Source organism: Paenibacillus sp. KS-LC4 (genome assembly GCF_036894955.1).
In the GTDB taxonomy this organism is placed as follows: domain Bacteria; phylum Bacillota; class Bacilli; order Paenibacillales; family Paenibacillaceae; genus Pristimantibacillus.
This window is the reverse complement of sequence record NZ_CP145905.1, coordinates 920,346-947,249: the sequence shown is the minus strand read 5'-3', so window position 1 is coordinate 947,249 and position 26,904 is coordinate 920,346. Positions and strand designations below refer to the sequence as shown.

Here is a 26,904-nt window from a genome sequence, read left to right as displayed (position 1 = left end):
TCCATGATAGCACTTACATTTTGCGATCTATAGGCGTTTCAGTTACGATAGGGCATCCGTACTTATGCAGTTTGAAGCATCCATTTCAAGAAAGGTATCATTAATTACGAAAATATATCCATCCTTAATTTATTGCGATACGGCTATGGAGTTATACACCGGTGCAAGCTATACTGAAAATGTGAAAGATATTTGTCCATTTTGTTAACACGGGGGGATGACATGCACAGACTTCTGCTCGTAGATGATGAAAGGGAAACCAGGCTCGGGCTTCGCAACTATTTCCCGTGGCGAGAAATCGGATTTGAAATTGCTGGAGAGGCGGAAAACGGCGTTGATGCTCTTGCCATACTGGAGTCAGAGCATATTGATGTGATTTTAAGCGATATTCTTATGCCTGTTATGGACGGACTGGATCTGGCCCACGAAATATTTAGTAAGCGCTTACCGGTCAAAATCGTATTTTTGAGTGGACATCGGGAATTCGAATATGCTCAGAAGGCGCTTCTGTATGGAGTTAAAAATTATATTGTTAAGCCTACCAGATACGATGAGCTGGTGGATACGTTTCAAAAATTGAATGAGGAGCTGAAAGCTTCTAATGTCCATAGGACGGAAAACACAGGAGAGCACAAGGTTGTAACGACCGTCCGTCAATATATCCAGAGAAACCTCGCCACTGCTAGTCTGGAGGAGGCCGCGGAACAGGTTTTTATGACACCGCAATATCTCAGCAAATTTATTAAGGACAAGACCGGTCACAATTATTCCGAGCTGCTGTTGGCCCGGCGAATGGAGATGGCTAAGGAACTGCTGGAGGATTTGCGCTACAAAATTTATCAGGTAAGCGAGATGGTTGGATATACCAATTCCAAAAATTTCACCCGCGCCTTTCATAAATATTATGGCAAGCCGCCACGAGACTGGAGGGTCGAATAAAGGGTGAAAACGGTACACACTTTTTTTGTAAAAAACTTCATTGCTGTTATTCTGCCCATGTTTATACCGATTTTAGTGCTAGGCGGCTTGTTTCATTTAATTATCAAAACCCAGATTAAAGATACTATTATTTTAAACAATTCCAATTCACTCCACCAGACGATTGACACCTTTAATTTGATTTTTAATGAGCTGGACGCCGTTTCCTTGTATTTCTCGAATCCGGTCATCAAGCAGAACCTGAGTCATATTCTGAAGGAGCCGAGTCTGTCGTTTGGCGATTTGACACTGTTTGATACCCTGCGGCAATTTGTGAATGTACCGGCCATTACAAGACCGTACATCCATTCGATATATATGTATATACCAAACGACTACGGTCGATTTTACAACAGCAACTATGGCGTTGATTATCTGGAGCAATCCTACGACAGCGCTTGGCAACGTTCGCTTGAGAACCATGAGCATGAATCGATGTGGGCGGAGCCGCGCGCCATCAAGGAATATTCATTTGAGCCCTCTAAGGAGGTCATTACATTCTACCGCCGACTTAGCCTTGGACAGCCATCGGGCAATGACGGCATTCTGATTATGAACATTTCGACAGATTACATCAATAAGAAGTTGGAGCAGTTGAAGAAGCTGCCCGAGCAGCAATTTTATGTACTTGACGCAAACCGACAGCTTATAATCAGCAGTGCTCAATCAGCGCCTCTGACGGACAAACAGATCGAAGAGGTGGCTGCAAGCGAGCTCACCATCTTCACCTTGCCTTTAGCTGCAGGCTCCAATCTTATATCCAGAGTTCAGTCCGATTCGTACCACTGGAGCTTCGTCACCGTAATTGCGGAGAAAAGCCTGTACAAGGTGCCGAATTCTCTGGCCAAGCTCACCTTCTCTCTACTCGCGGCTTGCTTCCTGATTGGCGCTGTGCTCGCTTATGTACTGACCCGCAAAAATTATGACAATGTTAAAATGATATTGAACATTATCCAGTCCGCACAGAAGGGAGGCGTCGTCTCCAAAATCGAAAAAAAACCGTCGGATGTGTATCATTACATTATCCAAAACGTGCTCAAAACATTTGTTGAAAACAACTATTTGTCCGTGCAGCTTTCCGAGCGGAAATATCGTTACGAAGTCATTGAGCTTAAGGCGTTGCAGTCACAAATGAATCCGCATTTTCTGCTCAATACGATTCAAACCATTTATTGGAAGGTGCTTAAGCTAACGGGCAAGCCTAACGAAGCGAATGCCATGCTAGAACATTTGGGAGATATATTGAAGTTTTCACTGGATGTTCAAGCTCGGTTGATTCCGCTGGAGGACGAGCTGAAATATACGCGCAGCTATATCGAGATTCTCAAATATCGCTATGGCGATAAATTCAGCGTTGTATGGGATGTGTACGAAACGGTTCTGCATTACTATGTGACCAAGCTGCTGCTTCAGCCACTTGTCGAGAATGCGCTGTATCACGGCATCAAGAACAAAAAGGGAACCGGAATCATTCGGATCAAAATTCGCGCCAGGGGCGGGCAACTGGTACTGAGCGTAACCGACAACGGAACAGGCATGGCTCCCAATCGCCTGAATCAGATCAGGAGCAAGCTGCGCTGCTCACTGGACAGCTCCGATGACAGCCAGAACAGCCATATCGGCTTGTCCAACACCTATAAGCGGCTACATCTGCAATTCGGAACCTCCTCCTCTCTGGTGATCCGCTCCAAGCCCGGTTGGGGCACACAGGTCGAGATCGTGATTCCCTTAAGTCTGAATGACCGTTCCCAAGCATAAACGGCTGACAAGCAGCCATTATGCAGGGGTGACTGTGAAAATAGGCCAACCAGCAATATCTGATTGACCTGATAATACGAAGAGGGGCTGTCCAGAAAGTCTTGTAGACACTGCTGGACGCCCCTCGCTACCCTCAACTTCACTTGTAGGCTGCCATTGCCCTCTCCTCTTCCAATCTCTCCCAATCCTAAAAAGTAGCAGTCAAAAGATTTTATGGCTCTTCGTTCAATTGAGTTCTTTCATTTGGTCACAAAAAAACTCCCTTCTATTCGCTAAAAAACGCAAATAAAAGAGAGAAATTTTAGCACTCTATTGTCGCAGTTGTGAGTGGAAATTCAATAGCAAGACCGTTGCAACCCTATATCAATCAAGGATACAGACGATTTGATGACATTGATCCACCACAATTATTCCCACTCAATCGTAGCTGGCGGTTTCGAAGTTACGTCATAAACGATACGGTTAACATTGTCCACTTCGTTGACGATACGAACGGAGATTTTCTCCAATACGTCCCAAGGGATACGTGCCCAGTCTGCTGTCATTCCGTCGATGGAAGTAACAGCGCGGATACCTACCGTGTAGGAATACGTGCGGGCATCGCCCATAACGCCTACGCTCTTCATATTCGGAAGCGCAGTGAAGTACTGCCAAATTTCGCGGTCAAGACCAGCCTTGGCAATTTCATCGCGAAGAATCGCATCCGACTCGCGTACGATCGTCAGCTTCTCTTCCGTTACTTCGCCAAGCACACGAATCGCAAGACCTGGACCTGGGAACGGCTGACGCCATACGATCGCATCTGGCAAGCCGCACTCGGAGCCGACTTTACGAACCTCATCCTTGAATAGCGCTTTAAGCGGCTCTACAAGCTTGAACTTAATGTCTTCCGGCAGACCGCCGACATTGTGGTGGGATTTGATCGTTTGGGCTGTAGCTGTACCGCTCTCTACGATATCCGTATACAGCGTGCCTTGCGCCAAAAATTCAAAGTCATCCAATTTGTCAGACTCTTCTTGGAATACGTAAATAAACTCGTTGCCGATGATTTTACGTTTTTGCTCAGGATCATCCACTCCGGCAAGCTTGCCCATGAAGCGTTCCTTCGCGTCGATTTTAAGAACCTTCATATCGAATTTGCCCACGAACGTCTCCATAACGCCTTCTGCTTCATCCTTACGGAGCAAGCCGTGGTCAATAAACATACAAGTAAGCTGATCGCCGATCGCCTTGTGCAGCAAAATCGCAACAACAGAGGAATCTACGCCGCCAGAAAGGGCGCATAGCACCTTCTTGTCGCCAACCTGATCGCGAATATCACGAACGGTATCCTCGATGAAGCTCTCCATCGTCCAGTTGCCGTCACAGTCGCAAATGTTGTAGAGGAAGTTGCGAATCATTTCATTGCCGAATACAGAGTGACGAACCTCCGGATGGAATTGCACCGCATAGAAATGCTTGTCCGGGTTGCTCATTGCCGCAATTGGAGCATGCTCCGTGCTTCCATCAACGACGAAGCCTGCTGGCGGCTCGACTACGAGGTCGCTGTGGCTCATCCATACAGTTTGAGAAGCATCTAGGCCCTGAGTCAAACGGCTGTCCGGTGTAAAATCAACCTCTGCTTTACCATATTCCCGTTTGCCAGCGCGCTCTACTTTACCTTGCAATTGATGCGACATCAGCTGCATGCCGTAGCAAATGCCAAAGATCGGAATTCCCAAATCGTAGATTGCCGGGTCAACAAGCGGCGAGTCCGTTTCGTATACGCTAGCTGGACCTCCTGAGAACACAATCCCTTTCGGCTGAATTTCACGAATGCGCTCAACCGATGTGTTAAATGGCAGCAATTCGCTGTATACGCCCAAATCACGAATGCGGCGTGCGATTAGCTGATTGTATTGTCCTCCGAAGTCCAGAACAATGATGATTTCATTTGGCTTGTTCATTACCGAGCCTCCCTCAATTAATGTAGTAATTATATATAAGGCGCTTTGAGCGAGTCAAGGCTGAGCGACGATTATCCGCTTTTTTTAAAGGAGAAGCACCTCTTATGGATAAAAAAGGGATTAATATGACATATTGATGCCATGATCAAAGGATCGAACAAGATAAAAAGAACCTGCCTTGGCGGAAGGTCCCTTTTAAGGCTACTGCGTTACTTTGAATATTTATCACGTACCTGAAGCGCATCTTTCAGCAACTGGAATGGATGGAGATTACAAAGGGAAGCAGTCGCATTTGGCGGACTGCTTGCTTGTTTGGAGATGGGGAGCAAGCCGATAGAGCTGGCTTGCTCCCCATGGTTATGTGCGCCGCGCGGAATGCCTGCGGGTGCATAGCAGGGCGACCGCTGCCGATAGCTCCTCCGGCAGCGGCGCTTGCCAGGCACGCCGCTGCCCATAGCGGGCGGCGTCATCCCAGGTGACGAAGCGCTGCAAGGCTTCGGCCTGAGAGGCGGGCAGCAGAGCGGCTTGCGCTGCTGCGTATTGCCTTGCTGTTTGCTGCGGCTGCCTTTTGGCTACGCAGCGGTCCAGCTGTGGCCAGATTGCCGCCGATACTGCGGCAAACTGCCTTTGGACGCCGGCGCTGCCGCGCTCCGGCGTCCCGCCGCGGGAGGCGGCGCTGTAGCGGCGCAGCGCCAGCCGCAGGCGCAGCCGCCTGTGCTGCGCCGCAGCGCAGAGCACGGCTGCCAGCGCCAGCGCAGCCGCGCCTGCGGCGCCTTTAGCGGCGGGCGTCGCCCCCGCCGCTGCCTCGGCGGCGCCAAGCGCCGCACGCGCAAGGGCATTCGCCCCTTGCGCGAGAGCCGTGGCGGCCTGCTCAGCCGCCGCCACAGCCAGCGCTTGCGCGCGCTGCCCTATCGGGCGCGCAGCAGCGCTGGCAAAAGCTCCGGCGGCCCCTTCGCCTGCCTCCGCACTGCCGGCTGTGCCGCCGGCCAAGCCCGCGAGCGCCGCTCCCGCGGCTGTTCCCTCGCCGCCATACCCCGGCGTCGGATCAAAAGGCACCCAGCCTGCGCCTGGGAAGTACACTTCCACCCAAGCATGGGCATCCTTGCTTTTCACCTCATAGGCAGTCAGCTTTACTCCTGCATGGGCGGCAGCATTTCGCGCATCTGGCTGCTCCGAAGACACGGTGCCGGGCGCAAAGCCCTTCACCCATCTAGCTGGTATGCCTTGTGTACGAAGCATAATGACCATTGCACTGGAAAAATGCACGCAATACCCTTCATGCTGTTTAAATAAAAAATCGTCCACGAAATCTGCTCCGCCTTTAGGAACTGTACTATTTTCAGCTGAATAGGTGTAGCCGTTTCGCAAATATGTTTCAACCGCCTTCACCTGATCATAGCGGCTCGTTAATCCGCCCCCCGATACCTCGGCTGCCAGTGCAGCAACACGGCTTGGCAGCGATTCCGGCAGCTGTAAATATTCGGCCAGTGCTTCCTTCTCTCCCGCCTGCAAACCGCCACTGCGCAAGGCAGCCTCATCCATCACGGGTAGCAGCGTCTGAATGGTATACCTATCTATTAGCACCTTATCTGATGGGGCGTACAGCGTGCCCGACGCTTCATTTTTCAAATAAGTGTTCAGCTTTCTTTTTGGCTCCGAGGAGGTTATATCCAGCAATGTGCCTGACGTTCCGCCCATAAAAAGCGGGAAGCCACGCTCCGCCTGTTTAAGAAGCACCGTTTGAATGACGACTCGCTCTGGGCTGACGGCTGTCTCTGCCTCCAGCGCTACCCGTCCAACGACCTCTTCCGCCTCGCCATTGGCGGACACAACACGCTCTCCACCATTCTGAATAGGCAGCAGCGTCAAATGCTGCTCCGTTTCCTGCCACCCTTTCCCGGTATAAAAGGCTTTCGTCTCCCCGCGCCAATATGTGCGCACAGGAGACAGCCCTGTAAAAACCATCCGTTCATCCTGCTTTAACGGCGCGCCTAATGTGCTGTCATCAAATCCATAGCCCATGGAAGCGAAGCTGCCTAGAGTATCTGAAGAAGCCAATGCAGCCCTCGGATTGCCATGCTCTAGGCCAAGCACATACTGCCCCAGCCTTGCGGTTAGCGGCTCCGTCCAAGCTGCGGGACTTTTTGCAACGGATTTCCCTCCAGAGAACAGAAGTCCGGCAGCCAAACACAGCCCCACAACAACGAAAGCGGAGGTCAACCAACGATAGGTTGCTGTTTGCGCTTCCTCCTGCTCCTCTTCTCCGTGCAGCCTTCTCATCCGTGCGAACATGACTAGCGCTCCAAGCAGCATACCCTCCACCGTCACGCGCAGCAGCGCATACAGCACATCCATGCCAAGCCATGCATGCAGCAAAATCAAATACCCCGCCGTTATACCTGCCAAAGCCAGCCCTAACTGGCGCAGCCAAATTAAAGCCTGTAGCGCGGGAACGAGCAGCGCAAAGCCGGTAAACAGCAGCAGCGCCTGTAGCTCTGTTGACATGCTCCATGCTGCTCCTATCCCGACTAGTCCACTCACTTCCTCAGTAAAACGGCTGGCAAAGCCGAATGCCCACTCCAGCGGCCCCTCATTCGAGCCTTTATGCAAACGCATCATGCTTGTTATGCCAATAGCCATATAAACGACAAGCATGATATACCAGGGTGCGCGCAGCAAGCCCGCTATAGCAATACAGCCAACAAATACAATTAAAGGCTGAGCCACATAAATATAATAATGGCTGCCAGCCTCCGACCATGGAAGCATCCACTCGGCAAGCAGGCCGAACAGCAGCAAGCTCGTCCATATGCGATAGCCGAATGTCGGCTCCCCCTGTGCATTAAATATCGCCATAACGAATCCTTCCCTTCGTTAGCTGCGGCTGTTCATTCATCCGTTCCGGATATGTCAGCCAATAGATGCGGACACCGAAGCTCTCCAGCCATTTCTGCTGCTCACGCATTGCAAAGGTAGGCGTGCTTTGTCTTATCAGCATATACAGCAGCACTTGGCAGCCCTGCTCCGCTGCTCGAGAGGCCAGCTGCCCCCAGCTTGCGCTATTGCGCCAATCGGCGGTAAAGCAGCGCAATATGCTGCCTCTAGGCATTTGTTCAAGCTCCCGGCTTACCCTTGCCACAAACCGGCCATTTTGCACCAGCCTCAGCCGTGCAAGCTGCTCCAGCACCGCTTGCATACTTTCAGTTGTGCTATAGTTCCTATTTTCCCCCATATCCAGCCATGCAGCATTAAGCTCTGCGTTCACCGAGCTTCCTGCCTCCTTCTCCTGCCGCTCATCCCCTTCCGCTCCCGAAGGCATTCCTGATCCGCTATCTGGCTGTGCCAATACAGATGGCCGTTTTGCTGATGCTTTCAAGCCTGCTCCTGCTTTTGCTTTTGCCCCTGCTTCTGCTTTTGCCCCCGCCGCGCCATCGTCTATGACCGCCTGACCAGCAATGAGCTGCACCCGGTTTCCCGCCCTATGATCCTGCTCCAGTACACCGGCAGCCCAACCGGCACAGGCATCGAAAAACCTTTCGTCGCTGTCATAAGCGCTTTCCGTGTTGTCAATCGCCATGAGCACCAGTGGGCGATGAAGCGCTGTGCCGTGCTCCTTCGTGTGCAGCCCGCGACCACGCGCAGCTACCCTCCAATTGATATGGCGCAGCGAATCCCCTTCCCGGTAAGGCCGCATCTCTGGACCAATTCCTGCCTGTTTGCCCGCATGCTGATGCTCAGACGACTCACGCCCTGAGCCTGCTTCCTGAGCCTCTAGCTTGCCCGGCTCCAGCCTAATAACTGCTGCAAGACCGCTGCCCCGAAGCGCCGCCGTACCCGGAGCCGCTACAGCCTCTGGCAGCGCAGGAACTGCAAGCAGCTCGCTGCGGCAAGCAAACGTTCGGCTCACTGCCGTTAATCCTAAATAATCGCTTACTCTAACGGTAACTGCCTCAAAGCTGTGCTCCCCGCGCCGAATAAGCTGCGCTCTGTAACTAAGCGCCAATTCCGTTTCAAAATGGAGCTGCGCCGCATAGCGGTAGGAGACTCGCTCCTGCTTCGCCGTACTCCCATTGACCATCGTATCTTCAAGCGCCAGCCAAACGAAAGGAATAGGATAAGCTCGGCCCAGCATGAGCTGCACCCCAACCCCTTCCCCATCGCGAATCTTGTCTTCGTCAAGCTGACGGCTCACCTTTAGTCCTTGAATAGCGAGCCAAGGCAATCCTGCGCTAAGCAGCAGGATGCAGCCAAGCACAGCAAGCATAAACCACTCCACTGCCAGCCCCCGCTGAATAACAGCCGCTAGAGCAGTACTCCATCCCACGAGCAGGATCAGCCATGCTCCCCACCGCGTCCGGCCAAGCCTCTGCCTTCCGTGCTCAAGCTCCTCATCTGCTTGCTCATTACTCGCTGCTTTCGCTTGCCCCTCCGCAGCTTTTCCTTGCTCAATCTTTACAGCCTCGTAATCCGCACTGGAAACCGCCATTAGCGCCGCCCTCCTGCAGCCTGCGGCAGCACGGCGGCTGGCAGCGGTGTAGTGTGCAGCAGCTGCTGTACAAGCTGCGCTGCTGTCATCCGCCCCGGCGCTCCTGGATAAACCTCCAGCCGATGCGTCAGCACCGCTTCGCCTGTCGCTAGCAAATCATCTGGCAGCACATAACCTCTGCCTTCTAAATAAGCTAAGGCCTGCGCCGCTCTCAACCAGTCCCTGCCGGCACGCGGGCTCATCGCAAGCGACAGCTCAGGCATTTTCCGCGAAGCGTCCGCCACCTGCACCATGTATTCAATCAGAGCAGGATGCACGTGGGCCAAGCGCACTTCCCGCTGCATCCTCAGCCATTCCTCCGGCATAAGCACGGGCCTGATTTTATGAGGCTCTTGCCGCTGCCCATCAGCATATTGCTCCAGCAATTGCTGCTCAAACTGCGGCTCGGGATACCCGATAGACAGCCGCATCATAAAACGGTCGAGCTGTGCCTCCGGCAGCCTGCTCGTCCCTTCAAAACGCAGCGGATTTTGCGTAGCAATCAGCATAAACGGCGACGGGAGCGACCTTGTCTCTCCATCCACCGTAATCCGCCGCTCCTCCATCGCTTCAAGCAAGGCAGATTGCGTGCGGGGAGAAGCACGGTTAATTTCATCCGCCAGCACGACATTGCCCATGATTGGGCCGGTTACATACTTCAGCTCGCCTCTAGCCGCATCCCATACCGCTCCGCCGAGCACATCCGAAGGCAGCATGTCCGATGTGAACTGAATGCGCTTGAACTCCCCGCCAATGACACGAGCACAGGCTTCTGCAAGCACGGTTTTGCCGACCCCCGGCTTATCCTCAAGCAGCACATGCCCACCTGCCAGCAACGCGGTAAACATTTGCCTGACCAATTCTCTCTTGCCTAGCAGAACGCCTTCCACACGCTGAAGCATACGATGTATTAGCACCTGCGGCAGCTCTTGCCATATATCCGTATCCTCCTGCTGAGCGATCGTTTGATATTTTGAATGAATCATCATTAGTCACCCTTCCTTCCTCTCAAAAGTCTTCTCTAGCATTTATTGTCGCCATGCTTCTCTCGATTTAGACCTTCATTTTTCCATAAATGCAAAAGGAAATCCCCTCTTTATAGAGAACTAATAGAGTAGTTTCTAAACGGCTGAACATTATGGAAAATCGGCAGTTGACGTGCAACGGTTTAGGAAAATGTAAGCATTCTACTTACAATTTTTGCTTGGAATATTAGGAAAGAAAGTACATGATTTCACCGTACCTTCTCTATATTTCTACGGGTAACGGAAGGTTGCCGCCAAAGGATGGCGACAGCCGATTACGCTCGAATGGCAAATAATCCAGCACAGGAGGGATTAGAATGAACGTTTTGAAAGAGGTGGTCCTTAAAGAGCGTGAAGCTTTTCACGTCGTAGGACTGAAATGGGAAGGCACCTTTGCCGAAGCGGCGGCAGGCGGAATTAAAGAGGTACAGAAGCAACTACAGCAGCGTGTGACGGAGATTAATCATGTAAGGAAGCGCAATCAGCTGCTCGGGCTTTCTTATCACATGACTAGCACGGGCTTTACTCATTATGCGGCCGTTCAGGCAGAGGCTGTAGGCTGTGTACCCGAAGGCATGTACAGTTTTTCTATCCCTCATCTGACCTATGCCATATACGATCATCATGCGAACGAAAACATAGAGGAATCCTACAAATACGTATATAACTGGATCAAGCAGAACGGGCATAAGCCGCTTTCCGATGGCCTGACGCATTTGGAGCTTTATCCAATGAGCCGTGACCCCTATGCTCCGAATCCGCAATTCACTATTCTCATCCCGCTTGCAGACTAGGCCATCATTCTATTATTATTGCAAAAAAAAGAAGAAACCGACCTGCGCCTCGCCGCATTGTCCGATTTCTTCTTTTTTTACATGCTCAAAGACGCCCTAGTAAATCAGCGTCAGAGTTTCTATATAAAAGCTGCTTACCTTTGCCCAGCCAGCTGAACGTACTGGTACAGACGGGAGCTATGAAAGAGGAAGTGCTGCTCCTCTCCGCCTCCCAGCACGATTTTGCGCCCTTCGGCTGCCACTTGCTGCAACAATGCAGATAGAAATTCCATTTGCAGTCGAACAGCCTCCTCCGCCTCCCGCTCCAGCCATTCAATATCCTTCAAGGCAAGCTGTGCGGTCCCGCGAAGCAGCAGCTCCTCAAACCAGCTGCGCAGCCGCTGCAAGCTATCGTAAACCTGCTCTAAAGCCATTCCTGCCGCTCCTTTTGCCAATTGCTTATTTGCCCTACATATCCAGCTTTAAGCTGATCAACTTCGTATTATGCAAGAAGCTAATCGGATAAGCCTGACCGCCCTCTATACGCACAAATGCATAAAACTGTTCCAGCGATGCGGCACCGTAACCAGCTTCCAAACGTTTAACGGTTTTTTCCCAATCCGTTTGATAAGGAAGAACCAGCTCCAACTGCTCGCCTGCTTCATCCTCTACTTCGAGTATGAGGCTCTGCGAGCTTTTATCGAACCGATTTCCTGTCATTCGCGCCAGCTTAATTAAGACAAGCCGTTCCTTTGCATCTGAAAATAAGGTCGGCTGCCCCACTCCAGCCTGCCGCAAAGCTGGCAAATCCGAGGTGAGCGGCCCCACATTAATGGCATTAATGGACTGCCGGGCAACAAGCGTAAGGCTCGCTCCCTCGCCTGAGGATATTCTGCGCTCCTCGTTCACTTTAATGTGCTCGAACACCAGCTCTTCTCCCGCAAACTGGCGCATCGTCAAGCTCGCAAGCCAAGGCGAATAGCTGGCATAATGCTTGGCAAATGAAAATTCACTGCCTTCGTAATACACCGCGCGAGCATCACTGTAGGTGTATACCTGCTGATCATCAAGTCCGTACATATAATAAGTGATGCCCCTATAACCTGAACGCGTCTCCCACGGATCGGCGCCGAGACCGTACAGGCGGAGCTTGGGCAGCGCATAATATTTGCTGCGAAAGGCCCCGATGAGCTGCTCCTTCTGAGCAGCAGGAAGCGTCTCCCGTTCAAGCAGCTCTAAAGCAAGATACAGCTTGGTGACGCGATCCAGCAGCTCTTGCATGGAAAATCGCACATGCCTGTTGAAAAACAGCGCAAGCTCCCCCTGAATACCGCGCAAGCCGCGCTCCACGTCCGGCAGCTGGCCACTGCGTGCTGTGATAGCCAGCGTCTCCAGCTGTGCCATGTACGACTGGGGAAGACGGGCAAGTCCCGTCCGCAGCATCGCAGTAAGCAGCTCTTTGCATTCCCTTACGGTATTTAACGAAAAAGAGACCTTATACACCTTGCCGCGCAGTGCCTCCTGATCATCCAGCTCCTTTAAAGCGCGGTAACGCAACAAGGCTTCCAGCTTCAACAGCTCGCCTGACCTCTCCTTTATTTTGCAAAGCGCCTTAGAAGGATTTGCTTCCTCAGTGAAAGAAACCTCAGCTCCTTGAAGCTTGAGACAGACCGTAAGAAGCGCATTTTCTGTCACCTCCAGCTCTTCCGGGTAGCGCAGCCGAAACAGCACCTCCTCCACAAGGGAAACATTAAACGGTTTAAGGAGTGGAGCAAGCTCTGCCGCAAGCAGCCAATTAAAGCGATCAGCGTTTCCAGCCAGCTGTTGCTCTTCGCCGCCTTCTCCCTCTCCTTTATCTTCAGCGGAAGAAGACGGCAATTGCTCAGCGTAAAATAAAATGGCAATTAGCACATGCTTGCATAGGCTTTCGGATGGACACGTACATTTCCAATTATTCAGCGTATTTTCCAGTGTGCAGATCGTTCCATCACTTATCTCACAGCTAACGGAGGAGGCTCCCCAAGCATATTTGACATCAGTGCCTTTGCCGATATCCTTTAACGCCCGATTATATAAGCCCTTGTTCGAATGTCGAACCAAATAATCCTCGGTGCATAGCTTGGCAAACTGCTCGAAGCTCTTTTCAAATGCGGCTGCTGACATGCTAGCGTCCTGAAGCCCGCAAAATATCATAGATCGTCTCACTGAATACACGACCCGGAATTTTGCCCAAAGCTAGTGCTGGAATATCACTGTAGTAGCTATATTGGCCTTTTTCATTCGCATGGAATTGCAGCAGCTCAAGCGTAACGTCTTCCAGTCCTTCGTAATAGGTAATGCTAGTCCCGCTGAAACGCAGCTCAGCAAGAAAATCACCATAGTCCTTATACAGCTCGCTATACCAGCCGCCATCCTGAGCCTGACCTTTGTACCAGCCAAATTTCTCAAGCGCTTTAGGGAAAGCTGTAGGCGAAAGCTCCGAACTGGGCAGCTCCTCGTATTCCGTGCTTTGCTGGCTTCCATCTGCCAAGAGATGAATTTGGCGATTCAACTGCTCAAAGGGCTGCTTGATTTCATAATCATCCAGTTGGGCTTTCCAGCCCTCTAGTGTTTCCTGATCCAGCTCAAGCGGATGAATCAAACCAACTTTCGCACCCTCAGCAAGCTCGTATTCATCTTCGTCTACCGTATTAAAGGTGCCATCCTCCATATAACGGAACGTATCCGTCAGGTCACCCTGCTCATACACGCCCCAAATGAGACCTACGGCAAACTTCTGCATGACGATATTGCCCACGAATAGTGCTGTCCATTCCTCGGCCGTCCACAGCCGCTGCTTGGACAACGACTCCTCCAGCCGCTGCGCTTGGATGCCGACCATTGCTTTTAAATCCTTTTTGAGCAGCGTAAAAGCGGCCTTCGCTTTCGCTGCCAGCTCCGCATTATCCTTTTGCCCCGGTGCAGGCAAGCTTTTCAGCGGTTTGCCCGTCTCTTCATTGATGACGACAACCTCCAGATTACGGTTCACCTTCACCTGGAAGGTACGCTCGCCGTAGCTGAATTGCTGAACACCTTTATCGTCAAAACCAAGTGACGTGACTAGGCGGTCTTCAAGCTGCTCCGGCGTAAGCCCTTGATTTTCCGCTGCCAGCTGCAAAGCCTCTTCCGCCGCGCCCTTCACCTGCTTGTTTTTTACAGTCCGTTTGATTTTGTCGATAGCCATTAATGCGGCAGGCTCCTTCAAATAGGATAGAGCTTTAACCGCTTCCGCTGCCATCGCACCGCGACTATTTTCCGTCCACTCCTTAATTTGTGGAACTAAAATTTGTATAAGCCGGCGGTCGCCAAACAATGCGCCAACATACAGCACCCATTTTTCCTTCGCAGGCGCCCCGCTTTGAATCCACAGCTGAATGAGCTCCGCTGCAAAATGGGCAAGCGAACCGCTATCTACATAAGAGCGCAGTTCATTGAGCCGCTCATTCGGTGCCGTCGTATGATCAAGCGATTGAAGCATCAAATACGACTTGATTCGGTCATCTACCTGCTGCCCCTCCAAATCCATTAAATCAGGCAAATCCTTCACAGACAGCCAGCTGAGACGCGCTGTTTTTTTGGCATCGGCTTGCTCGGCAAGAGCAGCATGGGCATGCACAGGACTTAAATCAGCCGTATCCAGCAAAATTTGAATCAGCGTGCGCCAGTCCTCACTTTTTTCCGATGAAAGCAATTGCTCGTAAGCTTCCTTGCTCCCCTCCACGCTGCGCAGAGCGTCCATCACCAGCTCTTTAATCGCTGCTTTCTTCTCGGTGCGATAAAGCGTTAAATATAACGTTTTGTCCGGCACTCGGCTGAATTCAGCCAGCGCAGCCCCGCTCGCCTTCTTAGAAGAATCCAGCAGTCCCGCCCGGATTGCTTCCGTCAGCTGTTCAAGCGTCAAAGCATCGCGATCCTCAAAGGCAATATCGAGCACCGTAAGCCGGGAATCGGTAGGCAAATTTTTATATTGCTTCAGTGAATCCGTTAAATTATTTTTAATAATGGAGCGATATTCGCTTTGCGGCATGGAACGGTAGTAATAATCTCTCATGCCATTAAGCATCAGCAGTCCCGAAAGCAGGCGCTCACGGTCTACCTCAGAATCGTCCCCATACAGCTCCAGCAGCCTTTGCCCACTGAACGTATAGGAATTGTACATTTCCGACACGAGAGCCAGAGCATCGCATTCTGGTCTTGTAATTAGAATAGCCAGCCGTCTTATATAGGGCGATTCGGGAGGCAAGAAGCTTACAGCTATGAGCAGGCTTCTGCGTTTGCTGTCCCGGTTCCTCGGATCGAACAATGAGCGATTTGTTTCATCCTTCCAATAATCCTCAAAGGAGGTTTCCCCTTCTAAATAACGGGCGAGAAACAGACCATGACGTCCTCCCTCCGATTGCCCCCTCAATACCGCGAATACCGCTTGTGTAAGTGTGCCCGCTTCTGTCGGCAATGCGATCCCGCCATCTGTGAGCACCTTGTGCAAATACGCTTTGTAATACGCCGAACGTAAAATTTCATAAGCACGCAAAGCCTTGTCCGGCGCACTAAGCACGTAGCTTTGCAGCGCATTCCACGGCACCATATAGCTATTGAGCTCGCCACTTACCCTTTCAATTAACTCATAGGGCTCATTCAATGGAATAATGCCCTCCAGCAGCTCGTCCGAATTTTTGGCACGTCTATCAATAACAAGCAGATGATAGCGGACTTCAAGCGGATAAACTTCATGCAGCGTTCTGACTGCATCAAGCAGCAATTGGCCTATGTCTCCCGGCTCATCGAGAAATTGCTGCTTGCCGCCTTTAATGTTTATCACATATAACAAAGCGCTATGAATTTGGGTCAATGTCTGATTAAATTGAATACGGGTAACTTCCCCGTTCTCCTTTAGTTGGAGATCGGGATAACGAGCCGCAATCGTTTTCTCACGTTGGCTCTTTATAAAATCCACACTTAGCTCCCGAACGGACTGGTTCTCCTTTGATTTGAAGGACGCTGCAAGGAGCTGCCTCACCGCAGCATTCAGCAGCTCGCGCAGCTGCTCCGTATGTTCAGCCAGCACCGCTTGCAGTATTTCGGGAAACTCGCTTGCCAGTCTTTGGCTGTTAAATTGATGGGTCGACGAATCATCAAGCAGGAAGTACAGCTTTAGAAGCAGCAGCGTATTTATAATAATGCCTGTATCTCCACCCTCCTTTTTGCCAAAATTGCACTTGCTAACTCTGCTTTTCAGCTCATCTATAATCGCCTTATCTCCGGCAAATTTATGTATTTTCTCCATTCGTGGCAGCAGCGCCTGCAAGCGCTGGCTTCCCGCTTTGCTTTTTCCCGCCAGTCCTAGAGCATAATGCTCGGCCCCCATGCAGATATTAAGGCTATACCCCTGCCAATAATAGCTTCGGCTAGCATTGAGCCCCATTCGCAGCATGAGCGCACCCGCACGAAAAAACACATCGCCGTCATCCTTCTTCGCAAGCTTCTCAAACAGATCCATTGAACGGTAGGCATATTGCATCGAATCAGGCAGCAAATCCGGGAACTCTTCTGCTTTGCCCATCACATAATCAATGATGCTTGCGCTGCGGTCCGTATTTTTCGAATACTCCTGGGAGAGTGCTTCTGCAAACCTTTCAACCAAGGCTTCAATTTCGCGGTTTTCCGTTATCATTATGTTAGTCCTCCCAAAAATTAAGTTATAATATCGCCGATCCAATCGGCCAGCTCATTTGGTGTAATCGCCGCGACATGAGCTCCCATATTGGTGAGCGTCTGAGCCGCATGCTTGTTATAAACAGAGTCCCCGTTAAAATCGAGTGCGGTCAGCACGAGCAGCTTGCAGCCTGCGTCCAAAATATCCTTGCAAGCCTTATACATATGCTGGATCGGGTAGCCCTCCTCCAAATCGCTGACCAAAATGTAAATCGTTTTGCCTGGGTTTTCAATGAGTGTCTCACCATAGCGCAGCGCTTTGGCGATATGCGTGCCGCCGCCCAGTTGAACGTTCATCAACAAGTCCACGGGGTCCTCCAGCCTGCTCGTTAAATCGACAACCTGAGTATCAAAAATAAATAAGTGCGTTCGCAGGGCATTCAGCTTATAAAAAATACTCGCCATAACCGAGCTGTAAATGACCGAGTCCAGCATGCTACCGCTCTCATCCACGCCAATAATAATGTTCCACTTGTTATGCGGCTGCACATTGCCGTCGAAATAAAGACGGTCGATGACGAAGCGGTTTTTTTTGCGATCATAGTTTTTCAAATTTCTTGAGATGGTTTTCTTAACATTCAAATTGCGCAGTGACTTCACGGAGCTGCTAGCGTAGCGGCTGCGCTTGCCGAGTATGCTCGCTTTCGCCTGTGATTCGAGCTTCTGGCGCAAATCTTCCACTACCGCACGAACGATCTCCTTAGCACTTCTTAGTACATCGCCCTTCATCCGTCCTTTGAATTGCAGGATGTTTTTGAGCAAATTCATATTAGGCTCCAGCGATTGCAGCAGCTTCTTATCTGTCAGCAGCTCGGTCAGCCCATAACGGTCGAGCGCCTGCTTCTCCAATATCTCCACCGTCTGCTTCGGAAACAGCTCACGCACCTTATGCAGCCACTTGGGAACGGTAAGCGCGGAGGCTCCCCGCCCGCCTGTTTTCCTGTACCCCTGCTCCTCCCCATATTCGCGATCATACAAATAGGCAAGCAGCTCATCCATTTCCGTATATGAAAAATGTTCAGCCGAATAGCCTTCAGCTTCGCATAAGCCTTCCTCGGCAGCCTCGCCTAGAATAAGCCGCCAGCGATTTAAAGCCTCGGCTGACGTGCGGCCGCTGGAAGCGGAGAGAGCATGCGAGGCCTGCCCTATTTCCTCATGCTCATGCTCATAGTCGTGCTCCAGCTTACTTCGTTCATCATGCCTGTTCATATCAGCCTCCATGCGGCGAACTCCTTCCGAATGGCTTCATCCAGCGCCTTGGCTTGCACGAGCGTCTGCTCATCAATAGGCGGACGCTCCAGCTCTCCCGGCTCTGCTTGATGCAGTGCAGCAACCCGCTCTGCAATAAGCGATGTTTCCATTGGTGTAAAGTAGGTGAAAGCGAGCCGCAGCTCCGGCACCATCGCAATAAAATCTTCACTCGGCAGCTCTTCGATTAAGTAGTTCAATTCGCCGAGCAGCAGATCATCATATAAAAAAGCATCGCGGGCTACGGCAAACATCCCTTGCAAATATTTTGCCGTCTGCTTGGCCTGCTCAGGCGTTCCCCGCACGTAGCTTCTGGCGCGCTCAACCATCTCCTCACGCGTACGGTCTCCAAGCCCTGCTAATATCGCTATGACCACTCCCTCCAATTGAGGAGAGAGTCTTCGATCTGACAGGAGCTCACTCAAGTGCCCTCTAAATGCAGCATTCTGAAAATGCTCCTCAGACGATTCCGCCAGCATGGCCAGCAGCTTAAGCCCTTCTATAATGGCTGGATGCTCATCCTCATGGATAGCTGAAAGCCCCGGCAGCTTATCTACCGCATTGTTATAAGCCTCTGCTACGAGCAGCGGCAGCCGTTCGTCCGCAGCAAGTCCCAGCAGTCTGCCATGCTGTCGCAACCGATTGAGCACCGTAAGCGTCTGGCACAACGACAAAAAATTACCGTCTTTGCGCAAAGCAGCCTGCACCTGCTCATATAGTCGCCTCGCGGTATCCTGCAAGCCCATAAGCAGTGCCTGTAGCAGCGCATTCGCGATTTCTCCGCTATGATGATCGGGAAGCTCCTGCATCCGTTCCCCGATTTTGCGGGCTGCCGCCTCCTTAATGGTTCCACCATATAGCGAATTTTCAATCAATCTCGCCTCAATGCGGGAAGAATAAGCGTAGGTCCACGTTTCACGAACCAAATTCATATGCCGATTGCTAGCCCAATCCGGGCCAGACTCACGCACCGCAAAATCCGGAACGAGGAAGCTCGCGCATTGCAGCAATTGGCTAAGCTGGCGATGCTCCGCCTTGGCATATAGATCAAGCACCTTCTTGTGCTTGCCTGTCGTCTTAATGTGAAGCCTTGAAGCGGAGCAGCGATTTTTAAAATCCTCCACAATCGGCACCGTAAACGAATTAGGAGCGACAATGCCGATTTTGTCACCAGTTAGAAGCAAGCCCAGCTCTTCAAGCGGCTTGTCCGTTGCCAGCGTCCGCTCCCCTTTTACGAAGGAGGAGAGCGCGGCATCTAGCAGCTCGTAAACTCCGCCTTCTCTTTTGCCGCGCAGCCCTGCGAGCCCTTGAATCATGCTGTATGCCTCAATAGCGTCGCTCGTCGATACCTCTTCATGTCCTTTGCGAAGCTTGCGCATCAGCTCGGATAATAAGGCGAGCGCTGTCTGGTTATAGGGCTCTGCTTTATTGTGCAGGAGCTTATTCCAAACAAGCTCATAATAATTCACATAAGGCATCCCGCTCGCATATCCATTCAAGCGATCCGCTTCTTCAAAGGTGTAGACCATCGGATACAGCTGTCGATGAATGACTTCACCGCTTCTCTCCTGCTGCCTCTCACTTACTGGCATGTCCAAGCTTGCCGCCTCCAGCAATCCGTACGTGTGAAATCCCCCTGTAATGACAAGAACACGCTCGTACTCAGACGCAGCCTGCATAATACGCTCTCTCATATAGGCCTCTCTCGCCAAATCGCCAGAGGCGAGCAGTTGCTCCTTCGAATAACACATGCGAGATAACGCGCAGTAAGTAAACACATTTTGCACAAAAGCTTCTGTCGTTGCTGCTTGTCCTTCGATTTCGAACAGCTTCTCCCACAGCTCATCAAAGCTGCGGCAGTTCATTTTACGGCATAAACGATTAATAAAATCGGAGCTGGCAAGCAGCGTTTCATCCTGTATCGACTTCTCCTGTTTTTCAGCCTCCGCTCTAGCTTCAGGACTATAATCCAAATCAATGAACATCGCAGGCACGCCAAGACGTGCCGCTTCTTTCATCGCCACATACTCGGGGGAATAGCTTAGCAGCGGATAATAGCAAGCAGATCTTCCGCCCTGTTCATCCTCATACGTACAATACAAGCTGACAGGCGTCTCCGTCGCCTCATCGGCAAGCACCGGAATGAGCGGAGTGCCGCTCGCAGGCCCTTCAATTAAAATAATGTTCGGCTTATATTGTTTAATCAGCTTAAGCAGATGAAAGGAACATGCCGGACTATGATGGCGAATCGGAAAATAAACCGCGCTGCTGCTCAGGTTGAACACCTGCCGATGAAATAAGGACGACAGCTTCTTGTCAGTCTCGCTCGTTATCCAATCCATTTTCTTTCCTCGTAATAGTCCTTCCATATCGCATCTTCCTTGGAGCGTTCCTTGACGACCTTGGAGAAATAGGTTTTCAGGATGGACAAGTCCTTCTCATTTTCCTTGGCAATCGTTCCGAGCATATTTTGTACGAGCCGATCCAGCGAAATCGCTTTATTTTCATAATAATAGGAGGTCATGGCGCTTTGAGCATAGACAGATACCGCTTCGGCTGTGCTCATTGAGGCTGCTGGGGTGTCGATTTTGAAGCCTTCGCGCGTAATGCCAGAGCGCAGCTCCATAAAAGTCGTCGCCAGCAGCTCAACCACATTCAGGTCGATTTCGGCATCAACGCCGCTATGCAGGAGCAGGCTGCGGGCCCCATTTTCAATAATTTTCGCTTCCATCTTCATGCTGCTGACAGGCTTAATGGTCTCGAAGTTAAATCGGCGCTTCAAGGCACCGCTCATTTCGTTGACGCCTTTATCGCGAATATTCGCCGTGGCGATGACGTTGAAGCCCGGCTTCGCGAACAATACGCCGCCATCCAGCTCAGGAATACTCATCACCTTGTCGCTCAAAATGCTAATCAAGCTGTCCTGCGCTTCCGCTGGGCAGCGGGTAATTTCTTCAAAGCGGGTCATAATGCCCTGCTTCATTCCGTTATATAAAGGTGCTGGCACAAGCGCGGCCTCGGACGGGCCTTTGTCCAGCAGCATCGCATAATTCCAAGAATATTTGATCATATCCTCCGTCGTTCCGGCGGTGCCTTGAATCGTATTCAGGCTCGTCCCAGATATCGCCGCTGACAACAGCTCGCTGAGCATCGTCTTAGCTGTACCAGGGTCTCCAACGAGCATAAGCCCGCGGTTTCCTGCCAAAGTAACAACCGCACGTTCGATCAGCACATCATTTCCGTAAAACTTGCGGGTAATCTCCACTTCCTTGCCCTCTAAAATAGCCGGCTTCTCTCTGCCGATTATAAAGTCTCGCACATAAGCTGGAGACAGCAGCCACTCAGGCGGACGTTTTCCTGTATCCTCTTCACGCAGCGCCCGCAGCTCTGCTTCAAATAATAGCTCAGCTGGCGGCTTGATCATATCCATCATTGTGGTCTCCCTTTCGCAAAACAGATCATATGTTCTTATTTTCTTGTATAATACCACAGCAAACAGCGCACTTTCAAAATATTGGACAAAAATGGTTGTTTTGAACCATTCATTTAGCACCTTCGGGCTAGATTTTCCGATAAGAAATAGGTGTTGTTATTAAAATACCTTTTGGGATTATATGTATTAAAGCAGTGAGGGGGAGTTAGCGCAGGGGCAAGCTTTTTCGATCAAGTACATGGTGAAACGGCTATCGACGTCCTTTGGCGGCTTGGCGCATATGAGTCCTAGAAATAAAACAGCCACCGTTGCCGAGCAGGAAATGCTCAAGCAAGCAGTGACCCTCACAACCTTAAAATTATTGCTCTGCCGCCAGCTTATGCACCTGCTGCAGCAGCTTCGTCATATCCATGCCCGCATGGTTGCCGAGCAAAATAACCGTCCTTCCACTGTCCAAATTACGCAGCATACCCGTCGCATAGCCGCTGCCGCTGCCATTATGGAAGACGCCCTTCTCGCCGTTCAGGTTTATCGCAATCCAGCCGTAGCCGTAATTTTTATCCGAATGCGGCGTATACATCGCTTCAAGCGACTGCTCGCTTACGACCTTGCCCGCCCGCAGCGCCGTATCCCATTTGAGCAAATCATCGACGGTTGAATACAGCGTTCCTGTACCCGACTGTGACACATAATAAGGAGCGGCGGCCCATTCGTTATTTTTCTGCAAAATATAGCCCTGTATGGTCGGGGTTGCTGGCGTAGCCGTCCCCGAATTTTTCATGCCCAGCGGAGTGAGAAAATGCTCATTTACGTAATCAGCGTAGCTTTCCCCAGACAATTGCTCCAGTACATAGGCCAGCAGCACGTAGCCATTATTGCTATATAAATAAGTCGTGCCTGGCTCATATTTCAGCTGCTTCGTTCGAAGCTCTGCAATCGTCTGCTCAATGGTGACGTCGCCGCTTCGCGTAAACTCGGATGGAAGCCCTGACGTATGCGATAGCAGCATATGAATCGTTATATCATCGCCGCGCGGAATGCCCGTCACGTATTTAGACACCGGGTCGCTTAAGCTAAGCTTCCCTTGCTCGACCAATTGCATAATGGATGCCGCTGTGAACGATTTTGTAATGGAGGCGATACGCGACTTGGCGTCTGGGCGATTTAATTTATTCGTGCCAGAAAAGCCATAGCCTTTGCGAAGCAGCACCTCGCCGTCCTTCGCGACAAGCGCCATGCCCGAGAAGCCTGCGCCCTTCAAATAATCGTCAACCGCTGCATCCGCTTTGCCATATTTCGTTACCGCATCTGTCTGAATCCGAATCGTCAGAAGCTCCTTCGTCTGCGACAGCTGCAACGAGGCTTTGAGCGCATCCGTAACTGACCGCAGCGGAAGCATGAGCGTTCCATTAATATTCAGGGAAGAAGCGGACATGTTCATTGCCAGCCCGTCCACCGTGACCACGGACGTTCCCGCCTGATGCACGATGACGTCTCCATTTACTTTAATGGTTGCGGTTTGCGTCTTCCCATCCCATTCAATACGGCCTGCGGCAGCCTTGCCCGCCTCACGAAGCGGAACGAACGTCGTGCCGTCTTGGATAAGCGGCTGCACATTCCATTCCACAGCCTTGCCATTGACGACTACTGCGACCGCCTTGCTGCTTGCCGGCTGCACATGCTCTGTCCTGCTACTTGACTGAGCGGCTGCCGCTGCGCCTCCAGCACCAGCAAGCACCGATACGGCAGTAATGCCGATCAGAGCGCTGCGCGCTACTGTGTATCGACTCAACCAACCTGCTATCTTCTTTCCTTTTATGCCAATCATGCCATGCCAACCCCTTCTTTTCATTCGCTTACCTTTACACTTAAATCTACACGTTAGCAAAGCCTGCAATCCGTTCAACAAGCCTCCCTCTATTATAGACGCAGCAAATGGGAAAATGTAGCGGCGCTATGAATGAACAGTGGCGCGCAAACAGGATAAAGCTCCTGCTGCGCGCCACCGACTCTAGCACTGTTATATATGGCTATATTTTAAATTTCTTTAAGAGCCTCCACAACCTGCTCCACATGCCCCTTCACCTTTACCTTGCGCCATTCGCGCGCTAGCTTGCCCTCAGTGTCAATTAGAAAGGTCGAGCGTACGACGCCCATATATTCCCTGCCGTACAGCTTCTTAAGCTGCCACACACCGAACAGCTCGCACACCTGATGCTCCTCATCGGCGAGCAGCAGAAACGGCAGCTCCTTCTTCGCAATAAACTTCTCATGCGACTTCACGCTGTCAGGACTAATGCCAATGACAACCGCATCACGATCAACCATCCCTGGATAAGCATCGCGAAAATCACAAGCCTGATCCGTGCAGGTCGGCGTATTATCCTTTGGATAAAAATAAAGCACAACCTTTTTGCCTAAATAATTGCTAAGGCTCACCTGCGTCCCATCTGATGCTGGAAGCTTAAAATTCGGCACCGCTTGTCCCACTTCTATCGTAGACATATGTTCAACCTCCCGTTCCCGTTTTTCTATGTAAGCAAATTATAAGGGTGAAACTTGTAGCTGCTTATATTTTAAATCATACCCGGTGTATTGGACACTCACAGCATACATTGAAACGGCGGGGAATCCCTCCCCGCCGCGTGTATTCATCTATTCGTTATGAGCCCGCACCGCGATAACGCTTTACTCCATGGTTCCAAAGCAGCAAGCCGAGCGTGAAGAACACAAGGCCTACAACCGGGGTCAGCAGCGCGAGCTGCGACAGGTCATCCGCTTTCTTTTCGAGGAAATACGAAGCAGGAATGACACCGACGAATGCGAAAGGCAGCAGCCAGGTCAGCACAAAACGAATCATTTTATTGTAAATGTTAACCGGGTAACGCCCGTAGTTTTGAATATTGTATATGAGCGGCACAATGCCGGTCGGAGCATCCGAGTAGAAGGATATCGCCGACAAAGCCGTATATATCCCTGCATACACCAGTACAGCTCCAATCACGAATACCGCCAGCAGCACAATGTCCATGATATGGAACGGCAAGCCCAGCTCTCCCCAGCATACGAACATAATAATTGCGCCGACGACGGAGCCAATCAGGGAAGGAGGATCGACGTTTTCGAGCAGCACCTGAAACAAATTATGTGCCGGACGCGTCAAAATCCGGTCCATTTCCCCTTTGACAATATACCGCTCACTGAAATTCCAGATGCTGAAGAAGGTGCTGAAAATGCCGTATGGAATCATGAAGAAGCCATAGACGAACACGACCTCTGCCTCCGACCAGCCGCCAAGCGATGGGGTATGTCGAAAAACAATTAGAATGAAGATCAGGTTCATGAACTGGAACATCATATCGGACAAAATTTCAATCCAAAAATCCATTCGGTAGGTCAGCCGCGTCTTCGCGTAGTTTTTAATATATTCCCAAAATAATTGTGCGTACAGCATGCCTGCCTTAACCTCCTTGCACGAACAGCCGCTTGCGCGCCGCCCGCCATGTGAACCAAATTGGCACAAGCAGCACGACGAACCATACTACTTGCAGGCCAAACACCCCGGCAATTTCACTGCCCGGCGTCCTGCCTGTAAATACAGAGCTTGGCAAATACGTGATGGCTTGAAACGGCAGCCATTTCATAACAACTGCGAGCCAGCCCGGAAAAAAAGCAATCGGCACGACAACGCCGGAAAATAAATCGACCATTACGCGTTTCATCCGCATCATGCCCTCATTATTTTCAACGAAGAAGGCAAACAGCCCTGTTAAAATGTTGATTTGCGAGTTGATGAGAAAGCTGAACAGCAGCATGACTAAATAAATCATCCACGTCATCGGATCAGTCGGCAGCGTAACGGGAAAAATCAGGCAGACGATAATCATGCCCGGAATCATAAACAGGAGCAGGCGGAATAAGCCTTCACCGAAGCCCTGCATCATTTTTACGAGCAAATAGGAATACGGCCTTGTCATTTGGGTAGCAACGCTGCCATCCCGAATGTCATTGGCAATTTCACGGTCGAGATTGTTAAAATAAAATGCCCTCGCCATCCATGATACTGCGACATACGTCGTCATCTGGGCGACGGTAAAGCCTGCCAGCTCCTGCTGCTCTCCGAAAATCGCCTTCCACAAAAAATAATACGCCCCGATGTTAATCGCATAAATAACAATACCACTGTAATAATTAACGCGGTATGCCAGCATCGTAATAAAACGGATGCGAATAAAATCCAGATAAGCGCCCATCATGAGACCGTCGTCTCCTTCAGCGCTGCCTGCTGCTCTGAATCTGTGCTAGCCGAGCCGGAGCGGTAAATTTCACGAACGATCTCATCCGTGTTCGTCTCCACGATTTTAATATCTTGAATGGCCGCACCGCCTACGACCTTGGACAGTGCATCAGAAACGTTGATTGCATGCGGCAGCCACATCGTTGCCGTCAGATCATTGTCCATTTTCCAAGTTACATCTAACTCGCCAGTCAAGGCTTGGAGCGTCTCCAGCTTCGTCTGGGAGCTGAATTCGAAGTGAATTTCGCGTCCCTTGCTCCAGCGATTTTTCAAGTCCTCCAGACCGCCGTCATAAATAATGCGACCATCATCCAGCATAATGACACGTGAGCATAGCGCCTCGATATCCTGCAAATCATGGGTCGTGAGCAAAATCGTCGTACCTTCCTCGCGGTTCAAATCCTTTAGAAATTCACGAATTTCGGTTTTGACGATAATATCAAGCCCGATCGTCGGCTCATCCAAAAATAAAATCGACGGATTGTGCAGCAGCGAAGCGACAAGCTCGCAGCGCATCCGCTGACCAAGGCTCAGCTTGCGGACAGGACGGTTGAGCAAATCGCCAAGATCAAGCCGCTCAATCAAATTGTTCAGCCGCTTGCGAAAATCGGCCTCCGATACACGATACACTTTACGCAGCAATTGAAACGACTCAATAACCCCAATATCCCACCATAGCTGCGAACGCTGTCCGAAGACGACTCCGATTTCAGCGACAAACTTTTCGCGGTCCTTGTAGGGAACGTAACCGTTGACACGCAAATCGCCGGACGTTGGTACTAAAATGCCCGTCAGCATTTTAATGGTTGTCGATTTGCCTGCGCCATTTTCACCGATGTAGCCACAGATTTCGCCTTGCGGGATTTGAAAAGAAATATCCTTTACGGCTGTAACCTCCGTATATTCGCGTTTAAACAGGTCCTTCAGCGCCCCGGACAGCCCTTCCCGGTTTTTTTGCACATTAAACTGCTTGCGCAGATCCTTAACATCTATTGCCAGCATTGGTTCGTCTAGCTCCTCTCCGTTAATACGGTCGACATTCCCCGGGAAATTACGCTAATCCCCCGTTTGCAAAAAGAGCGATGATTCACGGTCATCACACTTCATTATCCTATATTTTGATAAAACTTGCTTCCGTATGTCCTTCCGAATTATAATTTTACAATATGT

Annotated in this window: 18 protein-coding genes; 3 read left to right on the top strand and 15 right to left on the bottom strand. The window is 50.9% G+C overall.

Features of this window, described 5'->3' with window-relative positions:
• Positions 1–222 precede the first annotated feature (222 nt).
• Positions 223–939 carry a response regulator gene (locus V5J77_RS04015; protein WP_338554508.1) on the top strand — a complete coding sequence of 239 codons (717 nt, stop codon included), beginning with the start codon at positions 223–225 and terminating at the stop codon, positions 937–939.
• Positions 940–942: 3 nt separating this feature from the next.
• Positions 943–2,736 carry a histidine kinase gene (locus V5J77_RS04010; protein ID WP_338554507.1) on the top strand — a complete coding sequence of 598 codons (1,794 nt, stop codon included), beginning with the start codon at positions 943–945 and terminating at the stop codon, positions 2,734–2,736.
• A gap of 407 nt (positions 2,737–3,143) precedes the next feature.
• Here the strand turns inward: V5J77_RS04010 and guaA are convergent, their stop codons facing one another.
• From guaA to V5J77_RS03990, 4 genes are all read right to left on the bottom strand, one after another.
• On the bottom strand, positions 3,144–4,682 hold the full coding sequence (guaA, locus tag V5J77_RS04005; protein WP_338554506.1) for a glutamine-hydrolyzing GMP synthase: 1,539 nt from the start codon (positions 4,680–4,682) through the stop codon (positions 3,144–3,146).
• A gap of 357 nt (positions 4,683–5,039) precedes the next feature.
• A complete protein-coding gene (locus V5J77_RS04000; RefSeq protein ID WP_338554505.1) occupies positions 5,040–7,538 on the bottom strand; it encodes a transglutaminase-like domain-containing protein in 2,499 nt (832 codons plus the stop codon).
• A complete protein-coding gene (locus tag V5J77_RS03995; RefSeq protein ID WP_338554504.1) occupies positions 7,525–9,168 on the bottom strand; it encodes a DUF58 domain-containing protein in 1,644 nt (547 codons plus the stop codon). The genes V5J77_RS04000 and V5J77_RS03995 overlap by 14 nt, the downstream gene beginning before the upstream one ends.
• Positions 9,168–10,196 (bottom strand): MoxR family ATPase, encoded by a 1,029-nt coding sequence (locus V5J77_RS03990; RefSeq protein WP_338554503.1) that lies wholly within the window; start codon positions 10,194–10,196, stop codon positions 9,168–9,170. The genes V5J77_RS03995 and V5J77_RS03990 overlap by 1 nt, the downstream gene beginning before the upstream one ends.
• 353 nt (positions 10,197–10,549) lie before the next feature.
• Between V5J77_RS03990 and V5J77_RS03985 the strand changes: the two genes are divergently transcribed.
• A complete protein-coding gene (locus tag V5J77_RS03985; protein ID WP_338554502.1) occupies positions 10,550–11,026 on the top strand; it encodes a GyrI-like domain-containing protein in 477 nt (158 codons plus the stop codon).
• A 134-nt stretch (positions 11,027–11,160) separates the two neighbouring features.
• On the opposite strand, the gene V5J77_RS03980 is transcribed toward V5J77_RS03985, so the two are convergent.
• From V5J77_RS03980 to V5J77_RS03930, 11 genes are all read right to left on the bottom strand, one after another.
• Positions 11,161–11,439, bottom strand: a complete 279-nt coding sequence (locus V5J77_RS03980) for a hypothetical protein (RefSeq protein ID WP_338554501.1) — start codon at positions 11,437–11,439, stop codon at positions 11,161–11,163.
• A gap of 34 nt (positions 11,440–11,473) precedes the next feature.
• Positions 11,474–13,168 (bottom strand): hypothetical protein, encoded by a 1,695-nt coding sequence (locus V5J77_RS03975; protein WP_338554500.1) that lies wholly within the window; start codon positions 13,166–13,168, stop codon positions 11,474–11,476.
• 1 nt (position 13,169) lies between these two features.
• Complete coding sequence (locus V5J77_RS03970) at positions 13,170–16,715, bottom strand: DUF4132 domain-containing protein (RefSeq protein ID WP_338554499.1); 3,546 nt, start codon at positions 16,713–16,715, stop codon at positions 13,170–13,172.
• Between the two features lie 20 nt (positions 16,716–16,735).
• Positions 16,736–17,965: a VWA domain-containing protein gene (locus V5J77_RS03965; RefSeq protein WP_338554498.1), complete on the bottom strand. Its 1,230-nt coding sequence runs from the start codon at positions 17,963–17,965 to the stop codon at positions 16,736–16,738.
• Positions 17,962–20,346 (bottom strand): DUF5682 family protein, encoded by a 2,385-nt coding sequence (locus V5J77_RS03960; protein ID WP_338554497.1) that lies wholly within the window; start codon positions 20,344–20,346, stop codon positions 17,962–17,964. The genes V5J77_RS03965 and V5J77_RS03960 overlap by 4 nt, the downstream gene beginning before the upstream one ends.
• Positions 20,334–21,434, bottom strand: coding sequence for an AAA family ATPase (locus tag V5J77_RS03955; protein WP_338556536.1), 1,101 nt, complete (start codon positions 21,432–21,434; stop codon positions 20,334–20,336). Before V5J77_RS03955 ends, V5J77_RS03960 begins: the two co-directional genes overlap by 13 nt.
• Before the next feature lie 361 nt (positions 21,435–21,795).
• Complete coding sequence (locus V5J77_RS03950) at positions 21,796–23,265, bottom strand: serine hydrolase (protein ID WP_338554496.1); 1,470 nt, start codon at positions 23,263–23,265, stop codon at positions 21,796–21,798.
• 209 nt (positions 23,266–23,474) lie between these two features.
• Entirely contained in the window at positions 23,475–23,942 is a 468-nt protein-coding gene (gene bcp / locus V5J77_RS03945) for a thioredoxin-dependent thiol peroxidase (RefSeq protein WP_338554495.1), read from the bottom strand.
• A gap of 157 nt (positions 23,943–24,099) precedes the next feature.
• Positions 24,100–24,891: an ABC-2 family transporter protein gene (locus V5J77_RS03940; protein ID WP_338554494.1), complete on the bottom strand. Its 792-nt coding sequence runs from the start codon at positions 24,889–24,891 to the stop codon at positions 24,100–24,102.
• A 7-nt stretch (positions 24,892–24,898) separates the two neighbouring features.
• A complete protein-coding gene (locus tag V5J77_RS03935; protein ID WP_338554493.1) occupies positions 24,899–25,693 on the bottom strand; it encodes an ABC-2 family transporter protein in 795 nt (264 codons plus the stop codon).
• Positions 25,690–26,736 carry an ABC transporter ATP-binding protein gene (locus tag V5J77_RS03930; RefSeq protein ID WP_338554492.1) on the bottom strand — a complete coding sequence of 349 codons (1,047 nt, stop codon included), beginning with the start codon at positions 26,734–26,736 and terminating at the stop codon, positions 25,690–25,692. Before V5J77_RS03930 ends, V5J77_RS03935 begins: the two co-directional genes overlap by 4 nt.
• Positions 26,737–26,904 lie beyond the last annotated feature (168 nt).

Coding starts and splice junctions, on each gene's coding strand:
- V5J77_RS04015 (WP_338554508.1), top strand. CDS start 223: ATGCACAGACTTCTGCTCGTAGATGATGAAAGGGAAACCAGGCTCGGG.
- guaA (WP_338554506.1), bottom strand. CDS start 4,682: ATGAACAAGCCAAATGAAATCATCATTGTTCTGGACTTCGGAGGACAA.
- V5J77_RS04000 (WP_338554505.1), bottom strand. CDS start 7,538: ATGGCGATATTTAATGCACAGGGGGAGCCGACATTCGGCTATCGCATA.
- V5J77_RS03995 (WP_338554504.1), bottom strand. CDS start 9,168: ATGGCGGTTTCCAGTGCGGATTACGAGGCTGTAAAGATTGAGCAAGGA.
- V5J77_RS03990 (WP_338554503.1), bottom strand. CDS start 10,196: ATGATGATTCATTCAAAATATCAAACGATCGCTCAGCAGGAGGATACG.
- V5J77_RS03985 (WP_338554502.1), top strand. CDS start 10,550: ATGAACGTTTTGAAAGAGGTGGTCCTTAAAGAGCGTGAAGCTTTTCAC.
- V5J77_RS03980 (WP_338554501.1), bottom strand. CDS start 11,439: ATGGCTTTAGAGCAGGTTTACGATAGCTTGCAGCGGCTGCGCAGCTGG.
- V5J77_RS03975 (WP_338554500.1), bottom strand. CDS start 13,168: ATGTCAGCAGCCGCATTTGAAAAGAGCTTCGAGCAGTTTGCCAAGCTA.
- V5J77_RS03970 (WP_338554499.1), bottom strand. CDS start 16,715: ATGATAACGGAAAACCGCGAAATTGAAGCCTTGGTTGAAAGGTTTGCA.
- V5J77_RS03965 (WP_338554498.1), bottom strand. CDS start 17,965: ATGAACAGGCATGATGAACGAAGTAAGCTGGAGCACGACTATGAGCAT.
- V5J77_RS03960 (WP_338554497.1), bottom strand. CDS start 20,346: ATGGATTGGATAACGAGCGAGACTGACAAGAAGCTGTCGTCCTTATTT.
- V5J77_RS03955 (WP_338556536.1), bottom strand. CDS start 21,434: ATGGATATGATCAAGCCGCCAGCTGAGCTATTATTTGAAGCAGAGCTG.
- V5J77_RS03950 (WP_338554496.1), bottom strand. CDS start 23,265: ATGATTGGCATAAAAGGAAAGAAGATAGCAGGTTGGTTGAGTCGATAC.
- bcp (WP_338554495.1), bottom strand. CDS start 23,942: ATGTCTACGATAGAAGTGGGACAAGCGGTGCCGAATTTTAAGCTTCCA.
- V5J77_RS03940 (WP_338554494.1), bottom strand. CDS start 24,891: ATGCTGTACGCACAATTATTTTGGGAATATATTAAAAACTACGCGAAG.
- V5J77_RS03935 (WP_338554493.1), bottom strand. CDS start 25,693: ATGATGGGCGCTTATCTGGATTTTATTCGCATCCGTTTTATTACGATG.
- V5J77_RS03930 (WP_338554492.1), bottom strand. CDS start 26,736: ATGCTGGCAATAGATGTTAAGGATCTGCGCAAGCAGTTTAATGTGCAA.